This is a genomic window from Pseudomonas sp. R43(2017), from assembly GCF_002112345.1.
In the GTDB taxonomy this organism is placed as follows: Bacteria; Pseudomonadota; Gammaproteobacteria; order Pseudomonadales; family Pseudomonadaceae; genus Aquipseudomonas; species Aquipseudomonas kribbensis.
Map to the genome: position 1 here is coordinate 143,744 of NZ_NEHJ01000001.1, position 15,084 is coordinate 158,827.

Consider the following 15,084-nt stretch of genomic DNA (forward strand, 5'->3'; position numbering starts at 1 on the left):
GCGATGTACGAATCCCCCAGCTGGTTGCATGAGTTGTGGATTGCCCGCGAAGCCTTGTGGCAAGGCTTTCTGACCAGTGTGCAGGTGTCGGCGCTGGCCATTCTGTTCGGCACGGTTATCGGTGTATTTGCCGGTCTGGTGCTGACCTACGGCAAGTTCTGGATGCGCGCGCCGTTCCGCTTTTATGTCGACCTGATTCGCGGCACCCCGGTGTTCGTGCTGGTGCTGGCCTGCTTCTACATGGCGCCGGCGTTCGGTTGGCAGATCAGCGCGTTTCAGGCAGGTGCCCTGGGTCTGACGCTGTTTTGCGGCTCCCACGTGGCCGAAATCGTGCGCGGTGCGTTGCAGGCTTTGCCGCGTGGGCAGATGGAGGCCAGTAAGGCTATCGGCCTGACGTTCTATCAGTCCCTCGGCTACGTGCTGTTGCCTCAGGCGCTGCGGCAGATCCTGCCGACCTGGGTCAACTCGTCCACGGAAATCGTCAAGGCCTCGACCTTGCTGTCGGTGATCGGCGTGGCCGAGCTGTTGCTCAGCACCCAGCAGATCATCGCCCGGACGTTCATGACCCTGGAGTTTTATCTGTTCGCCGGTTTTCTGTTCTTCGTCATCAACTACGGCATCGAATTACTCGGCCGGCATATTGAAAAGCGGGTGGCCCTGCCATGACTCAAGCTCAAGTTTCCAACGTCCAGAATGGCCAGCCCCTGCTGGACATCCGTGGCCTGCACAAGCAATACGGCGCGGTCGAAGTGCTCAAGGGCGTCGACCTGAGCATGCAGCGCGGCAACGTGGTGACGCTGATTGGCTCCAGCGGTTCGGGCAAGACCACGCTGCTGCGCTGCGTGAATATGCTGGAGGAATTCCAGGGCGGGCAAATCCTGCTCGACGGCGAGTCCATCGGTTATGACGAACTCAACGGCAAACGCGTGCGTCACCCGGAAAAAGTCATTGCACGTCATCGGGCGATGACCGGCATGGCGTTCCAGCAATTCAACCTGTTTCCGCACCTCACCGCGTTGCAGAACGTCACCCTGGGTTTGCTCAAGGTGAAAAAGATGCACAAGGACGAAGCCGTGGTCCTGGCCGAGAAATGGCTGGAGCGGGTCGGCCTGCTGGAGCGGCGCAATCACTTTCCCGGCCAGTTGTCCGGCGGTCAGCAACAGCGCGTGGCGATTGCCCGGGCGATTGCGATGAACCCGAGCCTGATGCTGTTCGACGAAGTCACCTCGGCCCTCGACCCGGAACTGGTCGGTGAAGTGCTGAACGTGATCAAGGGCCTGGCCGAGGACGGCATGACCATGTTGCTGGTGACCCACGAAATGCGCTTTGCCTTCGAGGTCTCGGACAAGATCGTTTTCATGAATCAGGGACGCATCGAAGAGCAGGGGCCTCCCAAGGAACTGTTCGAGCGTCCGCAATCGCCGCGGCTGGCGGAATTTCTCAAAAGCACGCGGTTCTGACTTTTCACTTTTTCAATCAGGAGACACATCCATGAGCATTACGCGTTACGGCACCGGCAGCACCGCCGCTGGCGGCCAGCCACGTCCATTCGCCCGCGCAGTCGAGGCCGATGGCTGGCTGCATGTTTCCGGCCAGGTGCCGGCGGTGGATGGCGAGATTATTGTCGGTGGCATCGTCGAGCAGACGCACCAGACCATGAAGAACCTGATCGCAATTCTCGAAGAGGCTGGGTATGGCCTCGAAGATGTGGTCCGTGCCGGGGTGTGGCTGGACGATCCGCGGGATTTCAGCAGTTTCAACAAAGTCTTCGGCGAGTACTTCAAGCCCGAACACGCACCGGCCCGGGCCTGTGTGCAGGCGAGCATGATGGTGGACTGCAAGGTCGAGATCGATTGCATTGCGTACAAGAAAAAGGCTTGAGAGATGTGGCGTTGCTGAGGCCGTAGCCCCCTCACCCTAGCCCTCTCCCTCGGGGAGAGGGTGAGGGCCGCGATCCCACTGACACAACGCCAAGGGCCAGTTACCATCCCGGCATCTTTTATGGGAACAACAGAAATGACCGAAGACACCATCAAGCGCCGGGCACGCGGTCTGGACCGGGCGTTCGATATCCTCGATTTCCTCAAGGAGATCGGCCAGCCACTGCGCCCCAACGACATCGCCAACGGCATCGGCAGCCCGAAATCCACGGTCTACGAACTGGTGGCGTCGTTGCTCGAGCGGCGGATTCTGGAGCCGGTGGGCAAGGACGGTCACGTCTATCTCGGTCGTCAGTTGTACTTCCTCGGCCAGGCACACTTGCGGCATTTCGACCTCAGTCGCGAGGCCGATCATGCTTTGCAGGAGATCGTCAGCCAGACCCGGGAAACCGCGCAGATGTGCCTGCTCAACGGGCGCAAATACACGGTGGCGCTGATGAAGGAGGGCGAGCGACATTTCCGCATTTCTTCCGATATCGGCGAGAACGCGCCGATTCCGTGGACCGCGTCCGGACGTTTGCTGCTGGCGCACTTGAGTGACCAGCAGATCAGCGACCTGATAGACCCCGACGACTTCATCCTGCCCGGTGGCGAACGCCTGCCGATGGAGACCTTTCTCGCGGAAATCCGTCAGGCCGGCATCGACGGTTTCTTCTCGTTCGACAGTGTCGCCGACACCTTTACCCATTGCTTCGCCGCGCCGGTCAAAGACCCGAGCGGCGTGGCCATCTGCACCCTGTGCATCGTCGCACCGCGCGCAGATGCCAAAACCAACTACAACGACTATCGCCGGGTTCTGATCGAGAGCGCCAACAGCCTCGCCCGGCGTATCAACGAATAACTGCGCCCGCCAGCGGACGCGACTGTGAGGAGTTCGACCATGACGACTGCCAACAACACTGCTGCCGTGGAAAAGGGGGATGCCGCCATTGGCGCGCAACTGGTGCGTGACATCAGCCTGCCGGCGCTGGTACTGCACCGCGAAGCGCTGGAGCACAACATCCACTGGATGCAAAAGTTTGTCAGCGACAGTGGCGCCGAACTCGCGCCCCACGGCAAGACCAGCATGACCCCGGCGCTGTTTCGTCGTCAGCTCGACGCCGGCGCCTGGGGTATCACCCTGGCCAGTGCCACCCAGACACGTGCCGCTTACACCCATGGCGTGCGTCGGGTGTTGATGGCCAACCAACTGGTCGGCACGCCGAACATGGCGTTGATCGCCGATCTGTTGGCGGCCGATTCGGGTTTCGATTTCTATTGCATGGTCGATCACCCGGACAATGTCGCCGATCTGGGCGCTTACTTCGCATCACGCGGCGTACGCCTGAACGTGATGATCGAATACGGTGTGGTCGGCGGTCGTTGCGGTTGCCGGACTGAGCAGGAAGTCATCGAACTGGCCAAGGCCATTGGCGCGCAACCGGCGCTGGCCCTGACCGGTATCGAAGGTTACGAAGGCGTGATCCATGGCGATCACGCTGTCAGCGGCATCCGTGAATTCGCCGCCTCGCTGGTGCGTCTGGCGGTGCAATTGCAGGACAGCGGCGCGTTCGCCATCGCCAAACCGATCATCACCGCGTCGGGTTCGGCCTGGTACGACCTGATCGCCGAGTCGTTCGAAGCGCAGAACGCTGGCGGGCGTTTTCTCAGCGTGTTGCGTCCCGGCAGTTACGTGGCTCACGACCATGGCATCTACAAGGAAGCCCAGTGCTGCGTACTCGACCGTCGCAGCGATCTGCATGAAGGCCTGCGCCCGGCGCTGGAAGTCTGGGCTCATGTGCAATCGATGCCGGAGCCGGGCTTTGCCGTGATTGCCCTGGGCAAGCGTGACGTGGCGTTCGATGCGGGCATGCCGGTGCCGTTGCTGCGCTACAAGGCCGGCGTGCTGCCAGCGGTGGGCGAGGATGTCGGTGCCTGCAAGGTGACGGCGGTGATGGACCAGCACGCGTTCATGACCGTGGCGCCGGGCGTGGAATTGCGCGTCGGCGACATCATTTCCTTCGGTACTTCGCACCCATGCCTGACTTTCGACAAGTGGCGCGTGGGGCTGCTGGTGGACGAGCAGCTGTCGGTGATCGAAACCATGGAAACCTGTTTCTGATGAACACGCTCAGTCCATTGGGTCCGAACACCCCGCGCATTGCCCTGATCGGGGAATGCATGATCGAGCTTCAGCAGCGTGCCGACGGCAGCCTGCAACAGAGTTTTGGCGGCGATACGCTGAACACGGCGGTCTATCTGTCCCGCGCCATGGGTGACAAGGCGCAGGTCGATTACGTTACTGCGCTGGGCGATGACAGCTTCAGTGACGCCATGTGCCGCAGTTGGGCGGCTGAAAACATTGGCCTGGATCTGGTCCAGCGCTTGACCGGTCGTTTGCCGGGCCTGTATTGCATCCAGACCGACGCTGCCGGCGAACGTCGCTTTCTCTATTGGCGCAACGAAGCCGCCGTTCGCGACTGCTTCACCACGCCCGCCGCCGCGCCGATTCTGGCAGCGCTGCCGGATTACGACGTGCTGTATTTCAGCGGTATCACGCTGGCGGTACTCGGTGCGCTGGGTCGGGAGAAACTGATCGATACCTTGATCGAAGCCCGCCAGCGCGATGCGCGGATCGTCTTCGACAACAATTACCGGCCACGGCTGTGGGCCTCGGTAGAAGAGGCGCGGGCGGCGTATCGCAGCGTGTTGCCTCACGTGGATCTGGCGTTACTGACGGTGGACGACGAACAGGCGCTGTTCCATTTCGAAGATTGTGATGCGGTGTTTGAAGCGTACGCGCAGATTGGCACGCCGGAAGTGGTGCTCAAGCGCGGTGCCGAAGCCTGTCTGATCCGTTGCGACGGGGAGGCGTTCGAAGTGCCGGCACAGAAGGTCGAGAAGGTGGTGGACACCACGGCGGCGGGGGATTCGTTCAGTGCGGCGTATCTGGCCAGTCGCTTGTCGGGCGCAAGTCCTGCGCAAGCGGCGGAGGCGGGGCATCGGTTGGCCAGCCGGGTGATTCAAGTGCCTGGAGCACTGATCCCCAGGGAATGAGTCCGATCCCTGAAGGCGCTGCCGAAGCTGCGCGTTCAGGGCACTGGATCAGTCGCGGAAAAACACCTGCACCAGGTGATAGCCGAACTTGCTCTTGATCGGCCCGTGCACGGTGCGCAGCGGTTTTTTGAAGATCACTGCGTCGATGGCGCCGACCATCTGTCCCGGTCGCACTTCACCCAGATCGCCGCCGCGCTTGCCGGACGGGCAGGTCGAAAACTTCTTCGCCAGCACATCGAACGCTTCACCGTTGGCGATGCGTTGTTTGAGTTTTTCAGCCTCATCGGCAGTCTTGACCAGAATGTGGCGGGCTTGGGCTTTCATCGTGCAATACCTGTAGCGGGGTGACGGCGGGGCGCGGATTATGCCTCAAGTCACGGGTTTTGGCTGATCATCGTACGGATCTTGCCAGCCAGAAGATCAATGGAGAACGGCTTGGCCACCATGTCCATGCCGTCCTCCAGGAAACCCTGGCGTTCGGCGGCTTTCTGCGCATAGCCGGTCATGAACAACACTTTGAGCCCCGGACGGTGCTGGCGGGCGATTTCCGCCAGTTGCCGGCCGTTCATGCCGGGCAGCCCGACATCAGTCACCAGCAGGTCGACACGCAGGTCGGATTCGAGCAACGGCAGGGCACCTTTGGCGTCTTCAGCTTCATGGGCGCGATAACCCAGCTCTTTGAGCAGGTCCATGACCAGCATGCGCACCGCAGGATCATCCTCGACCACTACTACGGTTTCGCCGGTCGCGACGGCGGGTGTCTGTGTCACCGTTTCAGTCACCGCCGGCTCCGCCACCAGAGAATGCAGGCGAGGCAAGTACAGGCGCACACAGGTGCCCTGGCCCGGCAGGCTGTCGAGGCTGACGTGCCCGCCGGATTGCTGGGCAAAGCCATAAATCATCGACAACCCGAGCCCGGTGCCCTGGCCAATCGGCTTGGTGGTGAAGAACGGATCGAAGGCCTTGGAGCGCACCGACGGCGTCATGCCCGTACCGTTGTCGCTGACCGCCAGCATCAGGTAATCACCGGCCTTGACCGGCTCGAGGGTGGTGATGTCGTTGCCATCGAGATAAACGTTGGCCGTTTCGATCAGCAGCTCACCGCCATCCGGCATGGCGTCGCGGGCGTTGATCACCAGGTTGAGCAGGGCGTTTTCCAATTGGCTGACATCGGTACTGACGGGCCAGACGTTGTCGGCCAGGCGCAAGGTCAGTTCGATCGGGTCGCCTTTGGTGCGGCGGATCAGGTCTTCCAGCGAATGGATCAGTTCATTGACGTTCAAGGTCTTGCGATCCAGCGACTGGCGCCGGGAGAACGCCAGCAAGCGGTGGGTCAACGCCGCGGCGCGATTGGCCGATGACACGGCCGCGTCGGTGAACCGGCCGATCTCGTCGGCGCGGCCACTGGCGATGTAGCGCTGCATCAGGTCGAGGCTGCCGATGATCCCGGTCAGCATATTGTTGAAGTCATGGGCGATACCGCCGGTGAGCTGACCGACCGCTTCCATTTTCTGCGCGTGGCGCAGGGCATCTTCGGCGCGTTCGCGTTCGAACATTTCGTTTTGCAGGCGCTGGTTGGCCTGGGCCAGTTGCTCGGTACGCGCGCTGACGCGTTCCTCAAGGGTTTCATTGAGGTTGCGCAGGGCTTCTTCGGTCTTTTTGCGTTCGGTCTCGTCGATCACGAAGATGTAGAAACCGTTCACCGCGCCGTCCGGGCCGTGGCGTGGCAGGTAGTTCATCAAGGCGTGGCGTTGAGTGCCATCGCGATGAGGGGTGTAAAGACTGAACGAGCAAGGGCGGCCGGCCAGGGCTTCGGCGATGTACGGGGCACGCAGAAAGTAGGACTCTTCGCCGATCACTTCGCGGATCGTGCGACCGTACAGCTCCTGCGGGGTCAGCCCGTACCAGTCCAGGTACGCGGCGTTGTTCAGGCGAAAACGCTCTTCGCGGTCAACGTAGCTGATAAGGATCGGCATCGCGTTGATGATCAGTTGAAGCTCGGTCTGGCTCTGGCGCAGGGCCTGCTCGGTGTGCTTGCGCTCGGTCAGATCCAGCGCCGCGCCGAGAAAGCGCATTGGCCGCCCGTGATGATCCTTGTAGCAACGCCCGCGCGCAAATACCCAGCGTACGTCGCCATTGGCCTGCAACAGGCGATATTCCTCAGCGTATTCGGTGCCATGGGTGATGCAATGTTTGATGCTGCGGGCGATCAGCGCGCGGTCCTCGGGATGCACGCCGTGCAGGTATTCACTGATCGGCAGCTGACTGGCCAGTGCCGGGTCGACCCCGTGCAACTGGGCGAAGTGCGCATCGGCGATGAAACGGTCCTGACCGATGTCCCAGTCCCAGGTGCCGACCGCGTCGGTGGCTGCCAGCGCCAGTTGCAGGCGCTCCTCGGTCTGTTTTTGCGCCTTGAGGCTATCTTCGGAACGCTGCTTGAGTTCCAGGGCGATGCGTCGGCGTTCGTTGGTCTCGATGGCGGTGACCAGAATGCCGGCCACTTGCGCGCTTTCGTCGCGAATCGGGCTGTAAGTCAGGTCCAGCCAGAAGTCGGACTCCTTGCCGTCCCGTTGCAGGGTGAAGCGTCGTTCACTGTAGGTTCGCACCTGGCCTTGTAGGACGGCGCTGTAAATCGGGTCAGTAAAGTCTCGAAGTTCAGGCCATATCTGGTGCGCCGGCTGTCCGAAAGCGTGTGGATGCTTGTTGCCGGCCAGTACCGCGAAGCCGTTGTTGTAGATCTGGGTGAGCTGCGGACCCCACAACAGCAGCATCGGCATCGGCGAGTGAATCACGATGTCCACCGCGGTGCGCAGGCTCTGCGGCCAGGTACCGGCGCTGCCGAGCGGGCTGCGGCTCCAGTCGGTTCGGGCGATCAATGCCTGGGCGTCGTTGGTGTTCGGTACAGCGTTCATCACATCAGTCCTGAGCGTCGGTCGGTGAGGCGGCGTCTACTATCCTAGTGCGGTAGACGCTGAAAGGCCCGTCGCGTCACGACGCACGGTCTTGTGTTCATTGAAAGCTTCGCGGGTGTTACTGGCCATGGAAATCGACGCACTGCTCAAACAACTGGCGAGCCGTCACGGCTCGGATCTGTTCCTGTCCACGGGCGCACCGCCGAGCGCGCGGTTTGACGGGGTGCTGATGCCTCTGGGCGAACAACCGTTCAAACCCGGTGAGGTGGCAACTGTCGCCGCGTCCCTGATGGACGCCGAGCAGCGCCGGGAGTTCGACCGGGACCTGGAAATGAACCTGGCAATCTCCCGCACGGGCATCGGGCGATTTCGGGTCAACATCTTCAAGCAGCGTAACGACGTGTCGATCGTGATCCGCAACGTCAAGCTCGATATCCCCCGGTTCGAAGACCTCAAACTGCCGTCTGTACTGCTGGAAGCGGTGATGCTCAAGCAGGGGCTGATCCTGTTCGTCGGCGCCACCGACTCGGGCAAGTCCACCTCCCTGGCCGCCCTGATCGATCATCGCAACCGCCACAGCAGCGGACATATCATCACCATAGAAGATCCGGTGGAATACATTCACCGGCACAAGCGCTCGATCATCAACCAGCGGGAAGTCGGCGTCGATACCCGAAGTTTTCATGCGGCGTTGAAAAACACCCTGCGCCAGGCCCCGGACGTAGTGCTGATTGGCGAGATACGCGATCGCGAGACCATGGAGCATGCGCTGGCATTCGCAGAAACCGGGCATCTGGTGCTTTCGACGCTGCATGCCAACAACGCCAATCAGGCACTGGACCGGATCATCAATTTCTTTCCAGAAGAGCGCCGCCCGCAGTTGCTGCACGTATTAGGCAATCATTTGAAGGCCTTCGTGTCCCAGCGTCTGGTACGCACACTTGACGGGCAACGCAGGGCTGCCGTGGAAGTCATGTTGGGTACACCCACCATTGCCGATCTCATCCGGCGAAATGAATTCGGGGAGTTGAAGACCATCATGGAAAAGTCTGCAGAACTGGGGATGCAGACGTTTGATGACGCACTTTACAAGTTGGTGGTGGAAGGTGTGCTCGGTGCTCAGGAGGCACTTAAACATGCTGACTCAGCCAATAATCTGAAGTTGAAGTTAAAACTCGAGCGCCAGGGCGTTGCGTCTGATTCCAGTGCTGGAGACTGGGGGCTGGTGGACTGAGCGTGCAGATTGATACTGATTGTGTAGCCTGAAACCTGACCTCATACATAACGGCAACAAAGCTTGTCGGCCGAAATTAATATCGCCCCGATCCAACGGATTCGTTGATTTTTGGAGGGAGCGGTATGAGTTTTGAAAGGGAAGAAAAGTTTTACAGACACGCTGTCCGTACGAACATGCGGCAGTACCTGGAAGCGGACGCCGTGGAGCGCAGTCTGGTGCTGGCTGAATTGAAGTCGTGCCTTGCGAGTTACCCGGTGGAGCAGCAGATTCTGGGGTGGGACTACCAGATCGAGTTGAAGAACAACTCGTCCTTGTATCAGATCCATGCGCCGGGCCAGATGCTGCTGATCAACCTGACCCGCACGGTCGCCATGCGGAGCCTGTTGCTTGGTTTGACGACGGATGACCGGCCTCCCATCTGCGTTTCACAATCCAGAAAAATGGAGGTGTTCGCTCCTGATGGCTGGATCGACTTCAAGGAACACAGCCATTTAAAGGGATTGGGGTTTGATCACGATTTATTGTCCGTAATCGCAGAAGTTGCCGGCGCAGCGGGCGGGTATGTATGGACGGACGATGAAATCACAGTCGAACAGTGGCTCGGGTTTCATGGCTTCGATGTGCCAGGCACCGAGGCGCAGCTGACTAATCTCATTGAATATTTCGAGTTTGACTTTCCGGAAGTCGATAGCCTCGGCAACTATTGGGGGCAACTTGCTGCGGATGACCCCTCGCTTGTCACGCTGTCTGCCGAAACGTGCCTTCTTGTAAAAAAACTCACCCGTCAGGAAGTGCCCGGCAACACCCGGTTGCTGGAGTATCTGTTATCCACTTCCGGGATCGGGGCGGCGGTGCATGACAATGCGGCTGTGTTGTTAGCGCAAATCATCGAGCATCCGGCTTCGCAAGACTGGGCACGGTCGTGCCTGCAGAAACTCGAATGGTTCGGATCAGGGGCGGGCCAGGCATTCACGGCTCAACTACCGGGGCAGTTGCTGGCCACCGCGCTGTTGCTGGACATCAATCCTTTCATCGGCAAGCAGCAGAACCGGAAGTCGGTCGGCAGTTACGAAATGTACTCGCCACACGGTCTCGGCAGGCCTGCAGCTGTCGTTCTGGAGGGGTTGCGCCAGCACATGGTTGCCAATCAATGGGTCAGCCATGACGCAGCCCCCTTGGCGATTCACTTGTGCCTGGCGCGGATCGCACCTGAATTTATCGTCAGACAGATTCCGACTTCCATGGCGATCGGGTCGCTCGAGTGGGTTGCTTTCTGTCGCGGTGTGGCTTTGGTCGAAGCCGTGGTTCAAGGTGCTGCGCGAGTGATGACTTATTCGCAGATCATGGCTTACGCCCGACTGGAACCCGTCAGCCAGGCGCTGGCCGATGTGCATGCGTTGGCCTTGATCGATCCGGTCGTGGACTGGGCGCTGGTCAACGGGGTCGTCACTGGAGCCGATTTGAAACAGGACGAGCAGGCGGCGACGCAAAAGGCTGTCCTGGCCTATCAGCAATACGTCGCGAATTTCTCACAGGTCGGCATCGCCTATGCAGCACCGCTGCCCGACCGCAGATCCATCGCCAGGGCGGCACTCGAGCGTGCGGCCCCAGGCTGCGACTTTCTGGATCGGCCACTGCTCAACCAGCGCCCGGGCCTTTGGGCTTCGCCGACCCTCATGTCGATGATCGATTTGCACATGTCCGGCGATCTCACCAAGCAGGAGTGGGACTTGCGCGCTGTCTTTCCCGACAGCACGTCGACCGATTTACTGAGCGAGATTTCCGGTCACAAGAGGCCTGCGCTTTACGATCCCGGGGTGGTGAGCATTTATCGCCGCTATCCGAAACTGCTGCAGCTGGCGGACAACAACGTCGAGTTCGATTATCAATTGAACGGTTATCTGGCTGCCTTGAACACAGCGTTGACCACCACCCTCAAACTGTCGCTGGCGCGCTTGTCTTTTTTCGACCTGCAAGAGTTGCTGCGCGGCGAGCTGACATTTTTTACGGTGCGCGATTCGGCGGTGAATACCCGGACCATTCCATTGGGTGAGGGACAGGCTCACAGGGCATCCTGGGAGAGCCAGGCGAACAAGGATGCTGCCACCGGGCGCTTCGGCATTGTGATGTGCGTCTCCCATGGCGGCACGTTGCGCTGCTATGAGCTGTTTACCTTGCGCGGCGAAATCCATCGCAACGATCAATTGGGCAATCTCATTGTTCAAAGCGGCAAACTCGAGTCACCGGCGAGGGCGGATTTCCAGGGTGACCTGCATTCTGCGGATTCACCCGCGCCGAGGCAGCGTCTGCCCATCAATCGCAAGTGTTACATCGAGGGCGTTGCGAACGATTTTCGGGTCACCAGCAGCGAAGCGATCATCGACCGGCTGATCACACTGCCTGCGCCGGCCATGCCCACGACTCCGAATCACAGTGAGTACAAAAATTTCTCTGATCCGAGAATTGAACAGATCGCGGCGCTCATCGTGTCCCGCCATCCATTGATGACGTTCGAACAGTTGAAGACAAGTGTCATGACACCCACCGCGCTTGAACAGGAACGCGCCAAAGGGGAGGTTGTCGCGACATACATCGTGGACCTCGCCGTACCGTTCAAGAAGTGCATCCAGGACCTGAGCTCCGGCGATTACAACAAGGTTATCGATGGTGTCTACGGTTGTGCGATGGATGCCATTGCCCTGGTGGGCACCGTTGCTGGCGTGGTCGGTAAAACAACTTCGATCGTGTCCAGGGCTTCTACGCTGTCGCTCAAACTGGGGCATCTCTCCAGGTTGGCCATTGCCACCGGGATTTCCATTTTCAATCCGCTGGATGATCTGCCTTCGGTTGTCCGAGGCACGGGCAAGCTGGTCTACAGGGGCGGAATGCGCCTGAGTCGGCAGGCCCAGGAGATCATCGCGCTGGCCAAGTCACAAATGAGGCATGTCAAAGGTACTCACAAATCCGCGCAGTGGTTCGATGCGAGCCACCGGCTCATGGTTGGGAAAGGAACCTGGCGGCCAAAAACCGCGAGTGCAGAAACACTGACCGTACTGGCTGCGCGCAAAGACTTCTACTGGTATGCACTTGATCGCACCGGCAAGGCCTGGGGGCCGAAACTGAGGGATTTCACAATCGATGCCCCTTTCAGACTGAATCGATTCCATAAGACCTTGCCGCTTGATTACACCCGCGTCGTGATCGAGAAAAGTTTGCCGAAGGCCAGAGCCAAGATCGAAAAGGCGATCAAGGCTTTCAGCGATCACGACTTCGCCGAGAATGGCGATTTCATCATCAAAGCGTTTTTGGGTAGCAACGTTACGGATATCAAAGCGCGGGTGTTGAAGTACCTGAAGCTGATACGTACCGATTTCGCCGGTTTTTCGCTGAGTAATCTGGTGCTCGACCAATACAGGGACAGCGGCAATATCGCTGCCTTCAACAACCAGCTGTACAGACAATGGATCGCTGCCGACAGCAACGAGCGCTCAAGTCTGGTGTTCATGGAGATCTACACCCACAACCTGAACGCTCACTTCATCGGACACGGCTACAACCATGACGTCGTGGCGGATGACCTGATTCACGAAATGCTGCATGGCGCCGCTCAGACGACAGATGTCTGTTACGCCAGCGATGTTGCAGAAAAAGAGGCGAAGGAACAGTCGCTGGACGTGACGTCATTGCTTGAGCTCGCCGGCGGCAGGCTGCCAACGGACGTGGAAGGCGCCACGACGCAATTCCTTCCGCCAGCGAAAGCGCTCGAGAACGCTGACTCGCTGGTGTTGGTGATCACGTTGCTTGACCAGTACTACACCGATAACCCCGGATTCGAACGCAACCTCTACACCCTCGAACAGAGCCTGGCATCACGGGGTAAAGGTGCGATTGCAGGGCCGGTGTTGCTGACCCTGAACCGTTCTGAGTAGTCCTGCTGCAGCACAACCCGTGCACTTTGCACAGGTGCGCGGGTTCAGTGGTCCAGCTCTGGCCGATCGCGAAATTGTTCGAGCGCTTCAGGGTTGGCCAAGGCATCGGTGTTCTTCACCTTTTCGCCATGCACCACATTGCGCACGGCCAGCTCGACCACTTTGCCGCTGATGGTGCGCGGAATGTCCGTGACCGCGACGATCTTCGCCGGTACATGGCGCGGTGTGGTGTTGGCGCGGATCACCTGGCGGATCTGCTGTTGCAGAGCGTCATCCAGCGTTACGCCTTCCTTGAGGCGCACGAACAGTACGACGCGCACGTCGTCCTGCCATTGCTGGCCGATGGCGACGCTGTCCAGCACTTGCGGGACTTTCTCCACCTGCCGATAGATTTCCGCTGTACCGATGCGCACGCCTCCGGGGTTGAGCACGGCGTCGGAGCGCCCGTGAATCAACATCCCGCCGTGGGGCAACTCTTCGGCGTAATCGCCCTGGGCCCAGACGCCAGGAAACAGGCTGAAATAGGATTTGCGCAGCTTCTGGCCATCGGGGTCGTTCCAGAGTCCGATGGGCATGGCCGGAAACGGCCGGGTACACACCAGTTCGCCTTTCTCACCAATCACCGGTTGCCCGGCGTCGTTCCATACTTCAACCGCCATGGCCAGGCTCTTGCCCATGATTTCGCCCCGGCGAACTGCCGACATCGGGTTGCCGTTGACGAAGCAGGACACGATGTCCGTACCGCCAGACATTGAGGACAGGCAGACGTCCGGTTTGAAGTCGCGATAGACGAAGTCGTAACTCTGCGGCGATAGCGCAGAGCCGGTGCAGAGCAAGGTTTTCAGGTGGCTCAGGTCATGGCTTTCACGGGGCTTGATGCCGCTGCTTTCCAGGGTCGCGAGGAACTTCGGGCTGGTGCCGAACACGCTGACCTGCTCGTCGTCGAGCAGCTCCAGCAATCGCTGCTTGTCCGGATAGAACGGTGAACCGTCGTACAGCACCACCGCGCTGCCGACCGCCAGCGCCGACACAAGCCAGTTCCACATCATCCAGCCGCAGGTGGTGTAGTAAAACAATCGGTCGCCGGGGCCCAGATCCACATGCAAACCGTGCTCCTTGACGTGTTGCAGCAACACGCCACCGGTGCTGTGAACGATGCACTTCGGCACGCCGGTGGTGCCGCTGGAATACAGCACGTACAGCGGATGGTCGAACGGCACCGGGACAAACTGCGGCTCATCGCCGGGTTCATAGAAGTCGTCCCACAACGTGACGTTGGCGGGTGTCCGGTAATCCGTGGCATGGGCGTGAGGGCGTGCGTACGGCACGATGATCAGCTGTTGCAAGGTCGGCAGCTGTTCGAGGATTTCGTTGACCTTGACGGTCTGGTCGATCTCCTTGCCGGCGTAACGGTAGCCGGCGCAAGTGATCAGCACTTTCGGTTCGATCTGGCCAAAACGGTCGATCACGCCGTGGGTGCCGAAGTCCGGCGAGGAACAGGACCAGATCGCCCCGAGACTGGTGGTCGCGAGCATCGCCACCAGGGTTTGCCAGGTGTTGGGCATGCAGGCTGCGACCCGGTCGCCGAGCACCACGCCGGCCGCTTGCAGGCTGGCCTGGAATCCGGCGACTTGCCGGGCCAGTTCGGCCCAGGTCAAGAGTTCACGCTGACCGTTTTCCGCGATGGCGATCACAGCGACGGCATCGTCCCGTCGACTCAACAGGTGTTCGGCGAAGTTCAACGTAGCGCCGGGAAACCATTCGGCACCGGGCATTTTCAAGCCTTCGCGCAGGACCGCATCGGGCTGGGTGTGAAAGCTGATACCGAAGAAATCCACGATCGCCTGCCAGAAGGCCTCACGATGGTCGATGGACCATTGGTGCAGGGCAGGGTAGTCATCGAGGTGCACGTGATGGCGCTGAATGATGAAGCGCCGAAAGCCGTCCATGCGGGACCGGGCAATGCGTTTGGCATCGGGCTGCCAGAGGATGTCGGACATGGTTTGCCTCTTATTGTTTGTCAGAAGGCT

Annotated in this window: 11 protein-coding genes; 8 read left to right on the top strand and 3 right to left on the bottom strand. The window is 60.1% G+C overall.

All coding sequences use genetic code 11. The features are described from left to right. Positions 1 to 3 precede the first annotated feature (3 nt). From CAG02_RS00555 to CAG02_RS00580, 6 genes are all read left to right on the top strand, one after another. Positions 4 to 666: an amino acid ABC transporter permease gene (locus tag CAG02_RS00555; protein ID WP_085710069.1), complete on the top strand. Its 663-nt coding sequence runs from the start codon at positions 4 to 6 to the stop codon at positions 664 to 666. Continuing rightward, positions 663 to 1,460: an amino acid ABC transporter ATP-binding protein gene (locus CAG02_RS00560; RefSeq protein WP_007960239.1), complete on the top strand. Its 798-nt coding sequence runs from the start codon at positions 663 to 665 to the stop codon at positions 1,458 to 1,460. The genes CAG02_RS00555 and CAG02_RS00560 overlap by 4 nt, the downstream gene beginning before the upstream one ends. Positions 1,461 to 1,491: 31 nt before the next feature. Continuing rightward, entirely contained in the window at positions 1,492 to 1,881 is a 390-nt protein-coding gene (locus CAG02_RS00565) for a RidA family protein (RefSeq protein ID WP_007912330.1), read from the top strand. 135 nt (positions 1,882 to 2,016) lie between these two features. After that, positions 2,017 to 2,781, top strand: a complete 765-nt coding sequence (locus CAG02_RS00570) for an IclR family transcriptional regulator (protein ID WP_007952038.1) — start codon at positions 2,017 to 2,019, stop codon at positions 2,779 to 2,781. A gap of 39 nt (positions 2,782 to 2,820) precedes the next feature. Beyond that, on the top strand, positions 2,821 to 4,041 hold the full coding sequence (locus tag CAG02_RS00575; protein ID WP_085710068.1) for an amino acid deaminase: 1,221 nt from the start codon (positions 2,821 to 2,823) through the stop codon (positions 4,039 to 4,041). Then, positions 4,041 to 4,976, top strand: a complete 936-nt coding sequence (locus CAG02_RS00580; RefSeq protein WP_085710067.1) for a sugar kinase — start codon at positions 4,041 to 4,043, stop codon at positions 4,974 to 4,976. Before CAG02_RS00575 ends, CAG02_RS00580 begins: the two co-directional genes overlap by 1 nt. A gap of 48 nt (positions 4,977 to 5,024) precedes the next feature. Here CAG02_RS00580 and CAG02_RS00585 read toward each other — a convergent pair whose 3' ends face one another. Both CAG02_RS00585 and CAG02_RS00590 read right to left on the bottom strand, forming a co-directional pair. Continuing rightward, complete coding sequence (locus CAG02_RS00585; RefSeq protein ID WP_065260528.1) at positions 5,025 to 5,300, bottom strand: peptidylprolyl isomerase; 276 nt, start codon at positions 5,298 to 5,300, stop codon at positions 5,025 to 5,027. Positions 5,301 to 5,350: 50 nt separating this feature from the next. After that, positions 5,351 to 7,888: a PAS domain-containing protein gene (locus tag CAG02_RS00590; protein WP_085710066.1), complete on the bottom strand. Its 2,538-nt coding sequence runs from the start codon at positions 7,886 to 7,888 to the stop codon at positions 5,351 to 5,353. Positions 7,889 to 8,015: 127 nt separating this feature from the next. Between CAG02_RS00590 and CAG02_RS00595 the strand changes: the two genes are divergently transcribed. Continuing rightward, positions 8,016 to 9,122, top strand: a complete 1,107-nt coding sequence (locus CAG02_RS00595) for a PilT/PilU family type 4a pilus ATPase (protein WP_085710065.1) — start codon at positions 8,016 to 8,018, stop codon at positions 9,120 to 9,122. A 125-nt stretch (positions 9,123 to 9,247) separates the two neighbouring features. After that, the gene (locus CAG02_RS00600) at positions 9,248 to 13,054 is read left to right on the top strand and encodes a hypothetical protein (protein WP_139831855.1); all 3,807 of its coding nucleotides are present in this window, start codon (positions 9,248 to 9,250) and stop codon (positions 13,052 to 13,054) included. 44 nt (positions 13,055 to 13,098) lie between these two features. On the opposite strand, the gene CAG02_RS00605 is transcribed toward CAG02_RS00600, so the two are convergent. Further along, positions 13,099 to 15,054, bottom strand: coding sequence for an acetoacetate--CoA ligase (locus CAG02_RS00605; protein ID WP_085710063.1), 1,956 nt, complete (start codon positions 15,052 to 15,054; stop codon positions 13,099 to 13,101). Positions 15,055 to 15,084: the final 30 nt, after the last annotated feature.

Coding starts and splice junctions, on each gene's coding strand:
- CAG02_RS00570 (WP_007952038.1), top strand. CDS start 2,017: ATGACCGAAGACACCATCAAGCGCCGGGCACGCGGTCTGGACCGGGCG.
- CAG02_RS00595 (WP_085710065.1), top strand. CDS start 8,016: ATGGAAATCGACGCACTGCTCAAACAACTGGCGAGCCGTCACGGCTCG.
- CAG02_RS00575 (WP_085710068.1), top strand. CDS start 2,821: ATGACGACTGCCAACAACACTGCTGCCGTGGAAAAGGGGGATGCCGCC.
- CAG02_RS00585 (WP_065260528.1), bottom strand. CDS start 5,300: ATGAAAGCCCAAGCCCGCCACATTCTGGTCAAGACTGCCGATGAGGCT.
- CAG02_RS00555 (WP_085710069.1), top strand. CDS start 4: ATGTACGAATCCCCCAGCTGGTTGCATGAGTTGTGGATTGCCCGCGAA.
- CAG02_RS00580 (WP_085710067.1), top strand. CDS start 4,041: ATGAACACGCTCAGTCCATTGGGTCCGAACACCCCGCGCATTGCCCTG.
- CAG02_RS00565 (WP_007912330.1), top strand. CDS start 1,492: ATGAGCATTACGCGTTACGGCACCGGCAGCACCGCCGCTGGCGGCCAG.
- CAG02_RS00560 (WP_007960239.1), top strand. CDS start 663: ATGACTCAAGCTCAAGTTTCCAACGTCCAGAATGGCCAGCCCCTGCTG.
- CAG02_RS00605 (WP_085710063.1), bottom strand. CDS start 15,054: ATGTCCGACATCCTCTGGCAGCCCGATGCCAAACGCATTGCCCGGTCC.
- CAG02_RS00600 (WP_139831855.1), top strand. CDS start 9,248: ATGAGTTTTGAAAGGGAAGAAAAGTTTTACAGACACGCTGTCCGTACG.
- CAG02_RS00590 (WP_085710066.1), bottom strand. CDS start 7,888: ATGAACGCTGTACCGAACACCAACGACGCCCAGGCATTGATCGCCCGA.